Source organism: Echinicola vietnamensis DSM 17526, from assembly GCF_000325705.1.
In the GTDB taxonomy this organism is placed as follows: Bacteria; Bacteroidota; Bacteroidia; order Cytophagales; family Cyclobacteriaceae; genus Echinicola; species Echinicola vietnamensis.
This window is the reverse complement of sequence record NC_019904.1, coordinates 806,032-823,654: the sequence shown is the minus strand read 5'-3', so window position 1 is coordinate 823,654 and position 17,623 is coordinate 806,032. Positions and strand designations below refer to the sequence as shown.

20 protein-coding genes and 1 tRNA gene are annotated in these 17,623 nt (G+C 45.9%); 8 read left to right on the top strand and 13 right to left on the bottom strand.

What is annotated here, in order from left to right:
* Positions 1-11 precede the first annotated feature (11 nt).
* The 5 genes from ECHVI_RS03555 to ECHVI_RS03535 form a co-directional block, all read right to left on the bottom strand.
* Positions 12-1,175, bottom strand: a complete 1,164-nt coding sequence (locus ECHVI_RS03555) for an AIR synthase related protein (RefSeq protein ID WP_015264576.1) — start codon at positions 1,173-1,175, stop codon at positions 12-14.
* 353 nt (positions 1,176-1,528) lie between these two features.
* The gene (locus tag ECHVI_RS03550; RefSeq protein ID WP_015264575.1) at positions 1,529-3,451 is read right to left on the bottom strand and encodes a CHU_0125 family OmpA-like outer membrane integrity protein; all 1,923 of its coding nucleotides are present in this window, start codon (positions 3,449-3,451) and stop codon (positions 1,529-1,531) included.
* Between the two features lie 54 nt (positions 3,452-3,505).
* Positions 3,506-3,988: a hypothetical protein gene (locus tag ECHVI_RS03545; protein WP_245553422.1), complete on the bottom strand. Its 483-nt coding sequence runs from the start codon at positions 3,986-3,988 to the stop codon at positions 3,506-3,508.
* Positions 3,989-4,210: 222 nt separating this feature from the next.
* Positions 4,211-5,005 (bottom strand): (Fe-S)-binding protein, encoded by a 795-nt coding sequence (locus ECHVI_RS03540; protein ID WP_015264573.1) that lies wholly within the window; start codon positions 5,003-5,005, stop codon positions 4,211-4,213.
* A gap of 21 nt (positions 5,006-5,026) precedes the next feature.
* Positions 5,027-6,361: a 4Fe-4S dicluster domain-containing protein gene (locus ECHVI_RS03535; RefSeq protein WP_015264572.1), complete on the bottom strand. Its 1,335-nt coding sequence runs from the start codon at positions 6,359-6,361 to the stop codon at positions 5,027-5,029.
* 101 nt (positions 6,362-6,462) lie between these two features.
* Here ECHVI_RS03535 and ECHVI_RS03530 point away from each other — a divergent pair.
* From ECHVI_RS03530 to ECHVI_RS03525, 3 genes are all read left to right on the top strand, one after another.
* A tRNA-Phe gene (locus ECHVI_RS03530) sits at positions 6,463-6,535 on the top strand.
* A gap of 177 nt (positions 6,536-6,712) precedes the next feature.
* Positions 6,713-6,835, top strand: coding sequence for a hypothetical protein (locus ECHVI_RS24220; RefSeq protein WP_281168850.1), 123 nt, complete (start codon positions 6,713-6,715; stop codon positions 6,833-6,835).
* A 57-nt stretch (positions 6,836-6,892) separates the two neighbouring features.
* Complete coding sequence (locus tag ECHVI_RS03525) at positions 6,893-7,171, top strand: hypothetical protein (protein ID WP_015264571.1); 279 nt, start codon at positions 6,893-6,895, stop codon at positions 7,169-7,171.
* Here the strand turns inward: ECHVI_RS03525 and ECHVI_RS03520 are convergent.
* Entirely contained in the window at positions 7,166-7,390 is a 225-nt protein-coding gene (locus tag ECHVI_RS03520) for a hypothetical protein (protein ID WP_157501192.1), read from the bottom strand. The genes ECHVI_RS03525 and ECHVI_RS03520 overlap by 6 nt on opposite strands.
* A gap of 38 nt (positions 7,391-7,428) precedes the next feature.
* Between ECHVI_RS03520 and ECHVI_RS03515 the strand changes: the two genes are divergently transcribed.
* The 4 genes from ECHVI_RS03515 to ECHVI_RS03500 are packed head-to-tail and all read left to right on the top strand — an operon-like array spanning position 7,429 to position 9,394.
* Entirely contained in the window at positions 7,429-7,917 is a 489-nt protein-coding gene (locus ECHVI_RS03515; protein WP_015264569.1) for an RNA polymerase sigma factor, read from the top strand.
* On the top strand, positions 7,914-8,354 hold the full coding sequence (locus ECHVI_RS03510; protein WP_015264568.1) for a hypothetical protein: 441 nt from the start codon (positions 7,914-7,916) through the stop codon (positions 8,352-8,354). The genes ECHVI_RS03515 and ECHVI_RS03510 overlap by 4 nt, the downstream gene beginning before the upstream one ends.
* Positions 8,351-8,890, top strand: coding sequence for a DUF4252 domain-containing protein (locus tag ECHVI_RS03505; protein ID WP_015264567.1), 540 nt, complete (start codon positions 8,351-8,353; stop codon positions 8,888-8,890). The genes ECHVI_RS03510 and ECHVI_RS03505 overlap by 4 nt, the downstream gene beginning before the upstream one ends.
* Before the next feature lie 30 nt (positions 8,891-8,920).
* On the top strand, positions 8,921-9,394 hold the full coding sequence (locus tag ECHVI_RS03500; protein WP_015264566.1) for a DUF4252 domain-containing protein: 474 nt from the start codon (positions 8,921-8,923) through the stop codon (positions 9,392-9,394).
* 59 nt (positions 9,395-9,453) lie between these two features.
* On the opposite strand, the gene ECHVI_RS03495 is transcribed toward ECHVI_RS03500, so the two are convergent.
* The 5 genes from ECHVI_RS03495 to ECHVI_RS03475 form a co-directional block, all read right to left on the bottom strand.
* A complete protein-coding gene (locus ECHVI_RS03495; RefSeq protein ID WP_015264565.1) occupies positions 9,454-10,830 on the bottom strand; it encodes a mercuric reductase in 1,377 nt (458 codons plus the stop codon).
* 5 nt (positions 10,831-10,835) lie between these two features.
* Positions 10,836-11,117, bottom strand: coding sequence for a DUF427 domain-containing protein (locus tag ECHVI_RS03490; protein ID WP_015264564.1), 282 nt, complete (start codon positions 11,115-11,117; stop codon positions 10,836-10,838).
* 664 nt (positions 11,118-11,781) lie between these two features.
* Complete coding sequence (locus tag ECHVI_RS03485; RefSeq protein WP_015264562.1) at positions 11,782-12,927, bottom strand: pseudouridine synthase; 1,146 nt, start codon at positions 12,925-12,927, stop codon at positions 11,782-11,784.
* A 217-nt stretch (positions 12,928-13,144) separates the two neighbouring features.
* Entirely contained in the window at positions 13,145-13,705 is a 561-nt protein-coding gene (gene scpB / locus ECHVI_RS03480) for an SMC-Scp complex subunit ScpB (RefSeq protein WP_015264561.1), read from the bottom strand.
* A 22-nt stretch (positions 13,706-13,727) separates the two neighbouring features.
* A complete protein-coding gene (locus ECHVI_RS03475; protein WP_015264560.1) occupies positions 13,728-14,111 on the bottom strand; it encodes a TraR/DksA family transcriptional regulator in 384 nt (127 codons plus the stop codon).
* Between the two features lie 194 nt (positions 14,112-14,305).
* Between ECHVI_RS03475 and ECHVI_RS03470 the strand changes: the two genes are divergently transcribed.
* Positions 14,306-15,394, top strand: coding sequence for an isoaspartyl peptidase/L-asparaginase family protein (locus tag ECHVI_RS03470; protein WP_015264559.1), 1,089 nt, complete (start codon positions 14,306-14,308; stop codon positions 15,392-15,394).
* On the opposite strand, the gene ECHVI_RS23815 is transcribed toward ECHVI_RS03470, so the two are convergent.
* Together ECHVI_RS23815 and ECHVI_RS03465 are read right to left on the bottom strand one after the other, a co-directional pair.
* Positions 15,391-15,561 (bottom strand): hypothetical protein, encoded by a 171-nt coding sequence (locus ECHVI_RS23815; protein WP_015264558.1) that lies wholly within the window; start codon positions 15,559-15,561, stop codon positions 15,391-15,393. The two genes, ECHVI_RS03470 and ECHVI_RS23815, sit on opposite strands and share 4 nt — an antisense overlap.
* A gap of 37 nt (positions 15,562-15,598) precedes the next feature.
* Positions 15,599-17,617 carry a lamin tail domain-containing protein gene (locus ECHVI_RS03465; RefSeq protein WP_015264557.1) on the bottom strand — a complete coding sequence of 673 codons (2,019 nt, stop codon included), beginning with the start codon at positions 17,615-17,617 and terminating at the stop codon, positions 15,599-15,601.
* Between the last annotated feature and the right edge of the window lie 6 nt (positions 17,618-17,623).

Sequence of the window (17,623 nt, the reverse complement as noted above, 5' to 3'; positions counted from 1 at the left end):
GTCAACGAGGATCAATACTCAAATGTACCGTGTTCACTTTTGATGGTGACTTTTTTGCCATCGTATGGTTCCACACGACCGATGATCTGAGCATCTACTCCGTGAAATTCAGCGATGTCAATGATCTCTTCCGCGTACTTTTCTTCCAGGTAGACCTCCATTCGATGGCCCATGTTAAATACCTTGTACATTTCTTTCCAGTCGGTACCACTTTCCTCTTGAATGATCTTAAACAAAGGAGGAGTCTCGAAAAGATTGTCCTTTACCACGTGTACATTGTCTACGAAGTGGAGCACTTTGGTCTGGGCTCCCCCGCTGCAATGAACCAATCCGTGGATTTGTGGCCGGAGATACTTAAGGGCTTCCACCATGATCGGAGCATAGGTTCGTGTAGGAGAAAGGACCAGTTTACCCACATTTACCGGGGTTTCAGGAGCCGGGTCGGTAAGGTTGTATTTTCCAGTGTACACCAAATCGTCCGGTACCGATGGGTCAAAACTCTCTGGGTATTTGGTCTTCAGGACTTTGTTAAACACATCATGTCGGGCGGAAGTGAGGCCATTGCTGCCCATACCGCCGTTATAGCTGTCTTCGTATTTGGCTTGCCCATAAGAAGCCAAACCAACGATAACGTCGCCCGGTTTGATGTTGTCATTGGAAATTACTTCGTCCCTGCGCATACGGCAAGTGACGGTGCTGTCCACGATAACCGTTCTGACCAAGTCCCCCACATCTGCAGTTTCACCGCCCGTGAGCACGGCATTGACGCCGTTGTCCCGAAGCATTTGGAGAACTTCTTCGGTACCATTGATGATGGCCGAAATCACCTCGCCGGGGATCAGGTTTTTGTTCCTTCCGATGGTGGAGGATACCAAAATGTTATTGACCGCGCCCACACATAGCAGGTCGTCGGTATTCATGATGATGGCATCTTGGGCAATGCCTTTCCAGACACTTAAGTCGCCCGTTTCTTTCCAATAGAGATATGCCAAGGATGACTTGGTGCCAGCGCCGTCAGCATGCATGACGTTACAGTAATTGGGGTCATTGCCAAGGGTGTCTTCCACAATTTTACAAAAAGCCTTCGGATAAAGCCCTTTGTCCAAATTGGATATGGCATTGTGCACGTCTTCCTTGGAGGCGGAAACGCCCCGTTGCATATATCTTTCGTCCATCAGATTAATGACTTGGTTAATGTTGCCGTAAAGTTAAGGATTTTGGCAAGAAATATAGTTGAAAGGATGGAAGGTTTTAAAGGTAAACAAGGTGGCGAAGTCCGGAATCGTATGGAAATGAAGAGAGAAACGTAAGGGAGAAGCGCAAAGATCGGAGAAGACGGTATCCAGCTCTTGTAGGGTGTTAAAACGGCATCCAAGAGCTGGAACCTTTGCCTCTATTATGATCGAAACCATAAGTCCCTAAAAGCAATACCACAATAAACGGCTGAGGAACGATTAAACTTTCAATGTTCAAAAATTTTAACCTTCCCTAGATTATAACTTTTCAACCTCAGAACCGACAACACCAATTATTCTTCGATCTCGATGACTTTAAATTCGGTACGTCGGTTGCGCTGGTGTTCTTCTTCGGTCTGCGCATTTTCGATCACCGGCTGGTCTTCACCATAACCTTTGGCCACCAACCTGTCTTTGGCGATACCTTGTGAAATGATATAATCTACAGCAGATTGGGCCCTGCGCTGCGACAAGTCCCTATTGTATTCATCACTTGCCCGGCTATCGGTATGTGAACTTAACTCAATCCGGATTTCAGGGTTGTCTTGAAGGATTTTGACCAGTTTATCCAGTTCTACAGCAGCATCCGGACGGATGTCGGCCTTGTCCAGGTCATAATAGATGTTTTCGAGGACGATGGCTTTCTCCAGTTCCAGTTGATCCAGGACGATGGTCGTGTCCAAGGTGATATTGGTAACATCTTGGATGAGGTCTTCTTGTGCCGGGGTTTTACCGATGGTGCTGTAGGGCACGCTTTTGGTGAAATAGCCGTTTTTGGAGGCGATCAAGGTGAAATCAGCATTGGGTTCCAGCTGGAACCTTAGGCGACCTTGTTCATTGGAGAAGTCCCCGCCCACTGTTTGCTTGGTGCTGTCGTAGAGGGCCACCCTGGCATTGGGAAGTACCGATTCGCCTTCAACAGTGTTCTGCAAGGTTTTTACGTTCAGGAAAACGTTGACCACTTTTGGTTTGGGGGTGTTGTCCTGAAAATAGTAAATATCGTCATCACCGACTCCGCCCTCTCGATTGGAGCTGAGAAATCCTTCTTTCGGGAAGTTGGTGAAGAAAATACCAAAATCATCACTGACAGAGTTGATGTTTTTGCCAAGGTTGGTAACGGTAGTTTGGCCATCTTTGGCTTCTGCAACAAAAAGGTCCAGTTTGCCAAAACCCGGATGACCGTCAGATGCGAAATATAACTGCTCTCCCATCGGACGTGGGAACATTTCGTTGCCCGGAGTGTTGATGGCGGAGCCCAAGTTTTGAGGATCACCAAAATCTCCATTGGCCATTTTGGTGGCTTTGTACAAGTCAATACCGCCGTAGCCTCCGGGTCTGTTTGACGCAAAATACAGCGTCTCCCCATCCAAGCTGAAGGCAGGGGTGGAGTTCCAATACGTTTGATCTTCATTTACGGGCATCCAGATAGGATCTGTAAAGCCGGCTCCCCTGAAATAGCTGATGAATAGGTTGACCTCTGGAAGGTCTTTTTTACTCAGGCTGTTTCCACGGGCATAAATGATGGTATTGCCGTCCGGGCTGATGGCAATGGCCCCTTGGTTCAGGTTTTCTTCATTCCTGAACTCTGGCAATGCCTGTACATTTTGTACGTCTACTTTTACCCCATTGGCTCGGGTCCGAAAGAGCTTGGTGTAGCCTTGCCCAGTGGCCGGATACACTCCGCTGGCACGCCTGGAACTGGTGAAATACAGGAAATTCTCACTCACCACCGGTGCATAGTCAATGCCAGAGGTGTTGAGCAATTCATAATTCTGAAGTTCATGATAAGGCCAATAATCCGTGATGGACTGGATCTGGGCCATGTTTTCTTCGCCCCACTCGGCCAAAGCCAGTAGGGAATCACTGGAAGTATGTTCTTTGGCTTGGGCGTAAGCTGCCGCTGCCGCTTCATATTCCCCTTGGTCGCGAAGGCTTTTGGCTTTTTTCATGTAATTTTCAAAAGACCCTTCCTCTTCCAGCAACTTATCATAATATGGAAGTGCCGCTTCGATGCGGTTGGACAGCCGGTAACTCTCGGCGACGTAATAGTTTGCATCACTATCGTCGGGATTGTCAGCGAGTACCTTGGAAAAAGTGCCAATGGCCATTTGGTATTCGCCAGCCGCAAACTGTTTCTCTCCTTTTTGCTGGAGACTGGTACATCCTACCAAAAAAAGGAAAATAAAAAGAACACTCAGAAAACAATTTTTCATCATAAAGTCAGGCTGTCATCTATATGTATTTCCTCTAATATATAACTTTTAAAATAATTAGTTGCTAAAATATCTGCCTAACCAACTCTCTCTTGCAGGGATTAGCCATTTGTCTTTGAGGTCCTCTTTCCGTTGGACGGTAGGGTTAAAGACTTGGGTGTTAGAGGTGAGTTGGCCTTCTTGGATGTAGTCTTTGATTTGGCTGAGACTGCTAATGGTGATTTCATCTTGATTGATGAAAGAGATTTTTCCTTGGTCCAAAAGGTTGACGTGCAGAACCTCATCAAGCTCACGCAGTGTTCGCACGGAGCTGTCGATGGAACAACCGCTCGCCCCCAGCTGGGATTCGTCCACAGAGAGGATGATGAATTGATCGTATTTTATATCGAAGGAAGTTGGCATGCGGTTGCCATGGGTGTTCCATTGGTTGCAAAATGCCGTCAGCCGTGAGCCGATAAGTGATTTTTCTTCTTCGGTAAACTTCCTGTTGGCTTGATATATCCATACCCTTGCAGTGTCAGGCATGGTTTCAAATGGCATATACATAATCGTTTGAAGTCTTTTTATTCAATTAATAAATATAAAGCAAAGCATATTGGATGCAAAGCGTCTTTTTACATAGAACGATAAAAAGGCCTGGAAGGATGCTGACATCCACAGGTTTTTAGCATTATGGTGCTCAAGTACCGCGTTTCCACACTTGCGGTTTGGCTCCGCATTCCAGCTGCCATCTACCTTATCCGTTTCATTATGTGCCCTACTCTAGTCCAGCCCTTGGTCCTTGGCGATGAGTTCTGCCAGATCAACGACCTTTACGTCACTTTCTTTTTCCTTATTTTTGACACCATCCGCCATCATGGTTAAGCAGAATGGACAGCCTACGGCAATGGCAGATGCACCAGTACCGAGTGCTTCTTCGGTTCGTTCGACATTGATGTCTTTATTGCCAGGTTCGGGTTCCTTAAACATTTGGGCACCTCCTGCACCGCAGCACAGCCCTTTGGTGCGGCACCGTTTCATTTCTACCAGTTCCACGTCCAATGCCTTGATGATCTCCCGAGGGGCTTCATAGACATTGTTTGCCCTGCCGAGATAGCAGGAATCATGGAAAGTGATTTTTTTGCCTTTAAATTCTCCCCCCCCTTTCATAACGATTTTTCCATCGTTTATCAGGGATTGGAGGAATTGGCTGTGGTGGATGACTTCGTATTCTCCCCCTAGCGCAGGATATTCGTTCTTGATGGTATTAAAACAATGCGGACAGGCGGTGACGACCTTTTTGACGTTGTAGCCGTTCATCACTTGGATGTTTGCGACAGCTTGCATCTGGAAAAGGAACTCATTTCCGGCCCTTCTTGCAGGATCTCCTGTGCAGGTCTCTTCTGGGCCCAACACGGCAAAACTGACCCCGACTTTATTGAGGATCTTTACGAAAGCCTGAGTGACGGCTTTATAGCGATCATCAAATGACCCTGCACAACCTACCCAAAAGAGGATTTCAGGAGATTCGCCTGAGGCGGCCATTTCTGCCATGGTAGGCACTTTGTAATTTGACATATTGTTCGGTTCGTTCTTTTTTTATTTTATTTCTTCGTCCTTTACAGCTTCCGCCCAGTTGAAACGGTCCGTGGGCGCAAATTTCCAAGGGGAGAAGCTGGTTTCCATGTTTTGGAACATGGCATTCCATTGGGCAGGGGAGCCGCTTTCCTCCATGGCCACGTAGCGCCGCATCTGCAGGATGATGGAGAGTGGATCGATGTTTACCGGACAGGCTTCCACACAAGCATTGCAGCTGGTGCAGGCATTGATTTCTTCGGCGGTCGTATAGTCGCCCAGTAAGGTTTTGCCGTCATCCAGCCCTTTGCCGCCTTTGTCCAGACTTTTCCCAACTTCTTCGGCCCTGTCCCTGACGTCCATCATGATTTTCCTTGGGGAAAGTTTCTTGCCCGTGAGATTTGCCGGACATTCGGCAGTACAACGCCCACATTCCGTGCAGGAGTACGCATTCATGACGTTGATCCAGCTGAGGTCATTGATGTCCTTGGCTCCAAAGCGGCCAATTTCGGCAGGCGGTTCATTGCTGCCTTCCGTGGGGATGCCCAGCATCATGTTGACTTCATTGGTAACTTCAGGCATATTGGCCATTTCGCCCTTGGGCTGGAGCTTGGAGTACCAGGTATTGGGGAAAGCCAAGAAAATATGGAGGTGCTTGGAGTACGTGACATAAATGGCAAAACCAAGGATGCCCACAATATGGAACCACCAAGCCGCCCGTTCAGTAAACACTAGAAACGGGGTGCTGAAGCCTTCTAATATCGGTGTTAATAAACTGCTGAAGAAAAGTGTTCCCAGCTGAGTGTAATGTTCCACGCCTCTGGAAGCCAGGATCTGGTCTGCCGCATTCATCTTGAGAATGGCCATCATAAGACAGATTTCGATGATCAAAATCAAGTTGGCATCCATGGCGGGCCATCCCTTGAGTTCCTTCATGGAGAGGCGCGGCACTTTGGTGATGTTCCTTCTGATCAAAAAGACCACACAAGCTACCAACACACCGACTGCTAGAAATTCAAATGCATTCATGGCGAAGGTATAGAAGCCGCCCAGAAATGGTGCAAAGATACGGTGATGGCCCGTAAATCCGTCAATGATGAATTCCGCAACTTCTAAATTGATAATGATAAAGCCCGCGTACACCAGAAAATGGAGAAATGCGGGCAGCCAGCGCTTAAACATCTTTTGTTGGCCAAAGGCGACCAACAGCATGGTCTTCCATCTTTCTGCAGGCTGATCATTCCTTTCTTCCTTTTTGCCCAGCATGATATTTCGCTTCAGAAAGGAAATCCTTCTGTAAAGTATATATCCTGCCACGGCAAAAATCACGAAAAAAATTACCTGGGGTAAAATACTCATAGTGAATAAATTAAAGTTGTTTCGTTAAAATTGTTGTAATTTTTTTGTCTCATGGGTTTGCATCAAAAGAACATTTACCTACCTTTGCATCACTTTACAACGGTGATGTAGCTCAGTTGGTAGAGCATCGGACTGAAAATCCGTGAGTCGGTGGTTCGAGCCCACTCATCACCACAAGCCTTGAAGAAATTCAAGGCTTTTTTTATGCCCTTTGCTGAAGTGATGGTTGCTACTGTTTTTATGGCTGTTTTCATGAGTTTATTGTCTGTTTGCTTCATCTTTTATACAAATTAACCAATTAGTACGCATGCATACCATTTGTAATGATAATTTAAAATTAATCTATTTTGTTTGAAAGCAGCCTATTTTAAGGGGGTGAATTTGGAAAGCTTTCCAAAGGAAGATGGAGGATCAGGGGTCAAGCAGAAAAACTGGGGAAAGGCTGGCCAGATGGAGGTAATGATGAATGATTGACGTTTCTATCCCCAAAGCTCCAAAAAGAAACTTTCGATTGCTCCTTCATCAAGACGTATGGCAGGTGTCACCGGTACTTCCTTGTCCTTTTTTCACCTGCAGGAAAAAAGTGACAACGTCAAAGGAAGAAATTCCCCTAAAGAGGAGTTTTTCTCCACTCCCCAATCCTTAGGACTGGTCGGAAATCCCTCGCCCCCCCAGAAATATGGCTTGATCCAGGATCAGGACTGGTCGGAAAAGTTGAGACTAGGGATCAAGCGGAAAAGTTGGGAACTGCCAGCTTCCATAATGGCAAAACCACGGGTGAAAAAATGCCACAAAGAGGCTGTCTCATAAATAATCCGTCATCACGACCGGAGTGAAGTGATCTCGATGTGCTTTCATTGCACGTATGACGAGATTGCTTCTTCCGATATCCATCGGAATCGCAATGACGAGGACTTTTGACACAGCCTCGACACTTTCTAGCCATGGGGGAAGCCCAGGGTGAATTTGCTCATCCAACGTTTTCTGGTTGAGGTTTTTTTCGGTTATTTTTAAAATATTTTCATCCAACCTGTAACATTTACTATTTAGGATCATTACCTACATAAATGAAGACATTTTTTGAAGCATATATCTGGTCCTTGCGAAGCAAACTTTACCGCATGGCTTATCTCTGGCTCAAAAGCAGGGATGAAGCCGAAGATGCGGTGCAGGAGGCGCTGGAAAAGGCTTGGCACCAACGAGAAGTGCTTCAAAAAATGGAAAATCCAACTGGATGGATGGTCAAGGTGGTCAAAAACCAAAGCTTACAGAAGCTAAGGGAAAGACAAAAGTGGGTGGTGATAGAAGCTGAGGATGAAATTCCTGAGGTTCCTGTAGCCGAAACGGAGGAAGTTTCCCCGGCGGTGAAGCTGGTCTTTAGGTTTCTAAGAGAGCTTCCTGAAAAGCAACAGGAGGTTTTCCAGCTCAGGGAAGTGGAGGGGTTGACTTACGAAGAGATCGCAGAGTATATGGACATTTCCATGGATCAAGTGAAAGTCAATATGTTCAGGGCGAGGAAAAAGCTGCAGTCGTTTTTAACAAATCAGCGGAAATGATGGAAGAACAAATCAAGGCATTATTGGACAGGTATTACGAAGGCAATACCAGTCTTGAAGAAGAGCGGCGTCTCAAGGAGCTTTTGAAGCAATCCTCTGGATTTGAGGAAGAGCGGATGATGATCCTGGGGCTGGAGGAGATGGCGCAAAATGAGCCCTCACCCAAGGCAGCGCCAAGGATGACAAGTGGCTTAGGGGCTTGGCAGAAAGTGGCGGCGATCGTGGTCGTTTTCCTGGCTTTGGGTTGGCTTTTCTTTGAGCAACAGAAAAGGGTGCAGGAGGAAGAGGCATATCACCAAGTCGTGGAGGTCTTGGCCTTGATCCAGCAAAATATGGAGAAGGGGACATCATCGATGAAGCCGTTGGAGGACATCAAACACCTGGGGACGACAAATGAATTATTTAACATCAAAGAAATCAAAGAGGAGGAAAAATGAAAAAGTGGATCAGTTTAATCGTGTTGATGATGATGGCTTCTGTGGCGCAGGCGCAGGATGATGCTATCGTGAAATTTTTCTCCAAGTACATGGAGCAGGATGATTTTTCCAGGGTGTATATCAGCCCAAAGATGATGCAGATGGCAGGTGGTTTTCTGAAATCCTCTGCCCAAGAGGGAGATGACGAGGACGCCAAGGAAATGGGAGAGTTGATTTCAAAGGTGAAAGGAATCCGGATCCTTAGCGGGGAAAAGGTGGACGGTAAAGCGCTCTATAAAGAGGCGATGGGTACCCTGACACGTAATAAGTACGAGGACCTTATGGATGTCCAAGACAAGGAAAGCAGCTTGAAATTTATGGTCAGAGAAGAAGGCGGTAAGGTGGTGGAGCTGCTGATGATTTCAGGCTCTAATAGCGAATTCACTTTGCTGAGCATGCTGGGGAATTTCACCTATCAGGATTTGAATATGTTGGCAGAGAAAACCGATTTGCCAGGGATGAACGAGTACGGTTCAGGAAAGAAAAAAAATAAATAGTCGATTACCTAACATTAAAACAATTAAACTATGAAACGGATTTTGATCATATTGGTATTCATGGGGGTTGGCAGCATGGCCTTTGCCCAGAGTAAAAGTGTAGATGCTCTCTATAAAAAGTACGAGGACAATGAGGAGTTTTTTCATTTGGATATGGCGGGGAGCTTTTTTGATTTTGCCGATGGGCTTGACTTTGATTTTGGCGAAGATGGAATGGCCACCATTGCCAAATCAGTGGACAGGATGAAGTTCTTTAAACTTCCTGTGGGAAGAAATCTCTCGAAGTCCGATTTTATGGACCTTCAAAAAGGTCTTCGTAAGGAAAGATACGATCTGATGATGGAAATGTCCGAGAAAGACAGCCAAGTAATCATTTATAGCAAAGGGAACGATATTTTGAGTGATCTGGTGCTGATGATCGGGGGAGATGACGATGATGATTTTATGGTCATTGAGCTGAAAGGTGAGTTTGAGAGCCAAGCACTGGCAGAGGCGATGCCCTAATGCAGAAAGCGCGATTTGATAGTGGTCATTCCGGAGGGGTTTCCCGGCAATGACCTTTTTTATTCAATTTGCCCCATCAAATTGTTCAGGCTTTCCGCCAACGTTGGATGTGCAATGGGCAAAGTGGCAATCGTATCATAGGTGACTCCTCCTACCATGGCCATCTGTAGGGTGGCCAAGATTTCTCCTCCATCGAGGCTCAGGATGGTGGCTCCAAGGATTTTCTTTGACTCGGGGTCTACCTGGACCTTGAAAAAGCCGCGTGTCTCATCCACCTCTAGTGTCCTGCCAGCATGTTTCATTAGGAATTTACCAGTTTTATAAGGGATGCCCTTGGCTTGGGCTTCCTGCTCATTAAGGCCAATTCTGCCCAGCTGTGGGTCGATAAATACACAATACGGCACAAGCCTCTCGTGTTTCGAAACCGCATTCTCTTTAAAAGCGTGCTGAAAGGCAATGTGTGCATCATGGTAGGCGATATGGGTGAAGGGCGCACTTCCGGCGACATCCCCTAAAGCATAGATGTGCTTTTCGCTTGTTTGGAGAAAGTCATCTGTTTGGATGAATCCTTTATCGGTCAATTTCACCCGGGTGTTCTCCAAGCCTAAATGGGCAGAGGAGGGGATTCTTCCTGTGGCCACCAGCAAGTGAGACCCTTTTATGTCCAACAGTCCTTTTGGCGTCTCGGTGGTCAGCTTAAACCCGTCTTGATAGGAGACTTTTCTGACTTCCGCATTGAAAAGGGTGTCAATTCCCTCTTCCGAAAAGATTTGAGAGATTTCTTTACAGACATCTTCGTCTTCTTTGTGGACGAGTCTTTCTGCTCGGTCGATGATGGTGACTTTGCTGCCAAACCTGCTGAACATCTGGGCAAATTCCAGTCCGATATAGCCCCCTCCCATGATCAAGAGATGTTCGGGCGTCTCTTCCAGCTCCATGATCGTGGTGCTGGTAAGATATGGAGTGTCGGCAAGTCCTTCGATTTCAGGGATTCGGGGTTCAGATCCAGTGTTGATAAATATTTTAGTACCGCTTATGAAAGAAATCTCCCCGGTGTCCGAGGTGATTTGGATGGTGCGGCTGTCCTTAAATGCCGCCGATCCCATAAGGATGTCGATGCTTTCATTTTTACGAAGGCTTTTTTCAGCCCCACCCCTGAACAATTCTACGATATGATCTTTCCTTTTTTTGACGATACGTTGATCAATGCGGTAGTGGGGAAGGATGGTCCCGAAATCGGCAGCTCTGGAGACGATGTGCGCGACACGTGCCGAGCTGACCATGGTCTTGGTGGGGGAACATCCGTCATTGATGCAGGTGCCGCCAATGACCCTTTTCTCAATCAATGCGACCGACAGGCCCAATTTGCTGATTTTCTTTGCTAAGGGCATTCCTGATTGGCCTGCTCCCAAAACGATAGCGTCATAGTTTTCCATGTGGTTTATCTCATGATCTTAACGCCTTTCCAAAAGGCAAAATACCCCTTGATTTTTACGGCAGCTTCTTTGGGTTGGTAATAGTGCCAAGCAGCGTCTTTGTTAATTTCTCCATTGACACAGATGTCAAAGTAACTTGCTTCTCCTTTCCAAGGGCAGGATGAGGTGGTTTCTGAGGGTGTTAAGAATGCTTTTTTGATGGAGGCAGGGGGGAAATAGTGATTGTTTTCGATCATAATCGTCATGTCAGAGTCGGCAATCACTTGGTCGTTCCAGATGGCTCTCATATGTGCGGATGTTAGTGTTCTTTAAGTTAACAAAAACTTTCCTAAAAAAAATAAGGCTGTCTCCGAAATGAAGGCAGCCTTGTTTTACGGTGTCCTTTGGCTGAATTGCTTCAGTCAAGTCCAGTGTAATGCTCTTGATTAAAGTCCGCCCAAAAGGCTAGACAATAGACCAAGAACAACATCAAGTAAGTTTGTGATAAGATCCATGGTTTTTTATGGTTAAAAGATTTTGCCTACTCTAAAAAATGGTTTTCGGCTTCCCCATCTATAAATAATGAACATTGCTAAATGTTCTGATGTGAAGGTAATAAGTAATATTATTTTATCTATAGACGGTAAAAACCATGTTTTTTATTACAAAAATTATATTATAGATGTTGATGATAGATTAATGACGTTTATTGAATGAAAAATGTTTTTCAAAAATAGGGGCTTGCAGAGATGGATATGGGAAGAAATTATTGATGTCATGAAATGACAGTAAAATGTGATGGTAATTTAGGAGAGGAAAGCTGACCAAAATGTGGATAGCAGCATTTTGTAAAACAGGGTTTAAACTGAATGCAAGTTTCTTATCCTTCATGCCAAGACATAAAAAAACTGTACCAAATCAAGGGTCTCCTCTATTGATACAGTTTCCTATAAAGATTGAAGCTTGGCGGCGTTATTTTTTCATGAATTTCAGGTTGATGACCTCTTTTTCGGTCAGGAACCTCCATTTTCCCCTGGAAAGGTCTTTTTTGGTTAGGCCGGCATAGGTCACCCTGTCCAATGCGACAACTTCATAGCCTAAATGAGCGAAAATCCTTCTGACGATCCTGTTTTTGCCGACATGAATCTCCAGTCCTAAAATGGTTCGGTCCTTCGAGAGGATTTGAATATCGTCCACATTGACCAGGCCGTCTTCCAAGGTAAGGCCTTCGGCGATTTCCTCAAAATGGGTTTTGGTAATGGGACTGTCCAGTGTTACTTGGTAGATCTTCCTTACTTTTTCCGCTGGATGGGAAAGTTTCGCCGCCAATTCGCCATCATTGGTGAACAACAAGAGCCCAGTGGTGTTCCTGTCGAGCCTTCCCACAGGAAAGATTCTTTCCTCACATGCCGAAGAAACCAAGTGCATGACCGTTTTACGGTTCATCGGGTCGTCGGTGGTGGTGATGAAATCCTTGGGTTTGTTTAGGAGAACATAAACCGGCTTTTCGGGATTGATAAGTTTTCCTTTATAGACGACCTTATCCGTGAGGAGTACTCTGTAGCCAAGTTCCGTGATGACTTCACCATTTACTTTGACTTCACCCTTTTCGATTAGCTTGTCAGCGTCTCTTCGAGAACAGATGCCAGCATTGGCGATGTATTTGTTTAGTCTGATCTCGCTACTAGTGGGCTTGGCAAGCTGCGGCTTGACCTTTTTCAGATTATACTCTGGCTTTTCTTCTTGTTCAAAACGGTTGTTTTTGATAAAACGGTTTTGTTTGAATTTGCCGCTCTTGAAGCGAGTGTTGGGATCGCTGACCCTTTCGTTTCCAAAGACAGGCTTTTGATCTTTGCCCCGGCCCTTGTAAACGGTCTTGTATGATGTATCGTTTTCCTTGTCGTTTTGTTGAGGGGAAGACGTTTCTTTTCGGTATTTCTTTAAAGGTGAAAAATCAGGATTGGTATTTTTCCCCCTGTCATTGTCGGCATTTCCAAATCTATTATCAGTCCTTCTCGGTTTGCCTTGAGAACGGAAGTTTGAAGACTTTTGGGGACGGGAAGAGGATCCTCCTGTTTGGCGCTTACCGTCGCGATTGTTCCTATTGTGCTTTTTCATAGTGTTGCAGCATCTCTGCTGTATAAGTGTTTATAAATCCTTTAATATGAGCGAATTGCGTCTCATGTTAAACGGGCTGCAAAGATAAGGACTTATTAATGGATTATTGATGAAGTAACGAAATATTTCACCCGACATCCTTCCTGCCCAATGGCAGATGAAGCCTTGGAAGTGCCCCGGATTTTCTCTTTAGGTCGTTAGTATAACGCTGGATTTCTTATTCCTGTTCCTTTCCGATTTGGTTTTCGTCTTGGCTGAAATCCTTTGGTTGGGGGAGGTCTTTGATGCTGTTGATGCCAAAATACTCCATGAACTTGTCACTTGTGCCATAAAGAAGCGGTCTTCCGATGCTGTCGGATTTGCCCTTGATGGTCACCAGTTCTTTCTCCAGGAGCTTTTGGACCGAATAATCACAGTTGACCCCCCGGATTTGCTCAATTTCCGTTTTGGTGACAGGTTGTTTGTAGGCAATGATGGAAAGGGTTTCCATTTGAGCAGTGGACAGCCTTTTGGTGGATTGCTGTTTTAAAAGGATCGAAATGCTGGTTTGATAGGCGGGTTTGGTCAGGAATTGATAGCCATTTCCCAGGTGCTCCAAGGCAAAAGAAAAATCATCCTGCAGGTATTTTTCCTGCAGCTCGCCGATAGCTTCCTCAACATGTTCTTTGGGGACGTCTGATTCAAACATCTCCGAAAGGCATTTACGGATTTCGTCCACGCCCAGCGGAGATGGTGAACAGAATATTAAAGCTTCAATATGTCTGTGTAGAAATTCCACGGATGTCTATTGATGCTAACGGTTATTTTTTGGATAATTTGGCCTCGATAGAGTGCATCGTGTGGGGTACTGCCTTTAATCTTTCCTTGGCGATGAGTTTACCAGTGTCCACACAGACACCATAGGTCCCGTTTTTAATTCGGATCAAGGCTTTTTCCAAGTTAATGATAAACTTCTGCTGACGGGCAGCAAGCTGACTGAGGCTTTCCCTTTCTAGCGTATCAGCACCATCTTCCAGCAATTTGGAGGTGGAGGCCGTAAAATCGGTTCCACTGTCGTTCTTCTTGCTAAGCGTTTCTTTCAACGAGTTTAGCTCTTCTCTTGCCACAGCAAGTTTGTTGTTGATCAATTCCTCAAACTCTTTCAGTTCTTCTCTGGAATATGATGTTTTCTCTTCTTGACTCATAGTTCTCAGGCGTTAAGTGATGATAGCTAAATAACCTTTTTGGATTTCAAAAAGTCCCCTAAAATAAGGTGCACTTTTTAAAATCAAAAATCCACTAGCATATTTCATACAAGCGCAAATGCTTGATAGGGATATACTGCTATCTTTACTATCTTAATACGGTTAATTGTATCCAAATGGTTTAATAAAATTTTATGAGAAGATTAAAAGTTAATGTTTTATTAGGGATTATTCTTTTGTTATGGTCTGCATGTTCGGAGAAAAAGACTGGTGAAAAAACCACTCCATCAACGGATGTTGCAGATGAGCAGCCGATTGCGCTGGTAATTCATGGTGGTGCAGGTACCATCAAGCGAGAAAATATGTCGGAAGAAAGGGAAAAGGCCTATCGGCAAAAGCTAAATGAGGCACTTGAAGCAGGCTATGCACAATTGGAGGCTGGAGAACCTGCCTTAAAAGCGGTGATGGCGGCCATCAAGGTCATGGAGGATTCACCGCTCTTCAATGCAGGGAAAGGTGCCGTGTTTACCCATGATGGCAAAAACGAAATGGACGCTGCCATCATGGACGGAAAGACCCGCAATGCAGGGGCTGTGGCTGGCATCACTACGGTTAAAAACCCCATTACAGCCGCTTATGAAGTAATGGTAAACAGTCCCCACGTTTTTATGGTGGGCAAAGGGGCAGAGCAATTTGCCGCCGAACAGCAATTGGAAATCGTGGATCCAGAATACTTTAGAGACGAGCGCAGGTACAAGCAATTGATGCGGATCATCGATGCCGAAAAGACCCAGCTGGACCATTCTTCCCTCAGGGAGATGGAATTGGAAGATCCCTATTTTAATGACAGAAAATACGGTACAGTAGGGGCCGTAGCCGTGGATCAGGACGGCAACATAGCCGCGGCCACTTCCACTGGAGGAATGACCAACAAGCGCTACGGAAGGGTCGGTGATGTACCGGTGATCGGTGCAGGAACCTATGCTGATAATGCCACTTGCGCCGTTTCCGCTACCGGACATGGGGAGTTTTTCATCAGAGATGTGGTCGCCCATGAAATAGCTTCCATCATGCGCTATACGGATAAGTCACTGGCAGCAGCTGCTGATGAGGTGGTGATGAAGCAATTGGTGGAGATGGAAGGCAGTGGAGGGGTCATTGCCATTGATAGCAAGGGGAACATCGCGATGCCCTTTAACTCCGCCGGAATGTACCGCGGCTACATCAAGGAGAAGGGAAACCCCAACACGTTTATCTATGATGATGAGGACGAAGGCCTTTAGGCAAATTTGGTATCCTGGCGAATGTTTAGCTGGGATGCCCTTTTTCGAAGAATGGCCTCTTCGATGTGCACGTGATATTTTATCCGCAGGTACCGCTGGATGACCCTGATGTTTTTCCTTTTGCCCAAATAGGTCTTCAGCGTGGTGTTGATGAAGTCATTTTCCATATGGAGTAAGGGGTTGATTGTGATAGGAATATACAAATTATTTTAATTTACTGCCTACTACAATGGTCTTTTTAATTTGCTTGATTTGCCCATCGGGATGGACGAGCTCTGCCAGTAAAATATAATAACCGGGCCGTACTTTACGGTTTTTTTCATTGGTGCCGTTCCATGTGTAAAACCCTTTCGTGCCCCAAAGCTCATTTTGACAAATGGCCGTGACCAGCCTTCCGTCGGTAGCGAATATCCTGAGCGTTCCCAAATATCCAGCATCAGGTAGTTGGTACGAAATCGTGGTGAAAGGTTGCTCTCCTGCGGCTGCAGGGATAAAAACCTTAGGCTGAATATTGATGCTGGCAGGGGTGGTTTCCAGTGAGAACTGCTGGGAGTTTTTAAATCCCGGCGTCGCGTATCCTGCAGCTGCAGCAGCTGAATGCCAATTATCAGGGTTATTGCCTTCCCGCTCAGGAGAAAACCGCTCCAGCGAGATGCCTTTTGGGTTTTGGATCAGCGGATGCTGCATTTTTTCGGTGTAATCCAGCCGTTCCACCCATTGCTCATCTGGATCTAAAAGGATGACACTGCCGCCTTTGATCGGGTAGCTGGGCAGTGAACTCAGCTCCACCCATTTCTCTTGGATTCCTTTGGGGTATTGCTGGCTTAGTTCAGCGATATCGGTGGTAATGACCAAATAGTCAAACGGCGCAATGATCTTCGCCACATCGGAAATGGTCCTTCGGTTGTCAATGATGCCGTCATCAATATTGGCCAATTTCCAGCCCATAAGGTCAATATACTTACTGCTATGGTTGTATATTTCCACAAACTTTGGCGTGCCACTGCGAGGGTTGGACAGCAGTTCGTTCAAGATGATTTCTCCTTTGGATGCTGCTGAAGGGAGCTGGAAAGTGATGGTGTTGGCGGCAGGATCTACGCCATTGCCAGCACAATCATACAGGTTCTTGACGGTGACTTCATAGGCGGTTTTTTCTTGCAATTGCCTGTCAAGGCTGAGCAGTACAGCATTGGTGGAGCCAGGAAAGAAACGACGCTGGACGATACGCAATCCACCGTTGATGGCCCAATCTGCCGCTAGTGCTGATGAAGAAAGGGCTTCGTCAAATTCCACCAAAATGCTGAGACTATCTTGGACGGTCGCATTGACCAGCTTTGGTCCCCTCATGTCCGGTGTGGTGTCAAAAACCGAGTTCGCTTTTCCAGGGGTTCCTTTTTGGGGATCCTCAGATGCTTGAAGGAGCAGCGATTGGTCACAGGCCAGAAACGGATTGGACACTTCTAAGCTGTATCCGCTTTTGGCTTTACTGGAGCTGCCATAGCTTTTAGTGCTGTAGGCCAAGCTGTCGATGATCGTTTTACGGTCGTCACAGAGATAGACTTCCCCTTGGCTGTTGGTGTAGCCGGGCCAGCTGGATAATGGAAGTACCTTTCCAAATGACTCAAAGTCTTTTGCATCATCTTCATCCACCAGGATCAGGTATTCCTCTGGGGAAATTTCATAGGCAGGTAACCTTGCCGTTTTTTTGGCGTCTTTCAGGTAGAAACCCTCCAATTCAATTGGCTTATCCGATGCATTGAAAATTTCCACATATTCGGCATACGGCAAGGGGTTGTCTTTTTTTGGGGCCGCCATGACCTCGTTGATGACGAGTGATTTGAAGGCAATGGAGTCGTTATTTGTTCGGTGCGGATTTTGGGTTATGGTTGGTGGCCATTTTCTTTCGAATGGCAGCGCTAACCTTTGACGAGACAGGCGGGATCGGCGGTTTATGTGGCCATTTGAGGATTTCGCTTCATTGATATTCGGGAAGTGCAGTCGTTTGGGGCTTATTGTGGAGTGAATGCGGTATATTTTGGGATTTTCTACTTCGTTAATAAATGATTTTCCGTAACTTGCGGCACCAAAAATAAACGGGGACTTTAACGTATGATTCCCCGGTGTTTTCGGAACGGTGTACACAGTGGCATTTGTTTGTGAAGTCAAGGTGAAAAACATGGCAAAGCACCACAACCCTTGCCAAAAGCAATATGAAATTTTCATAACGTT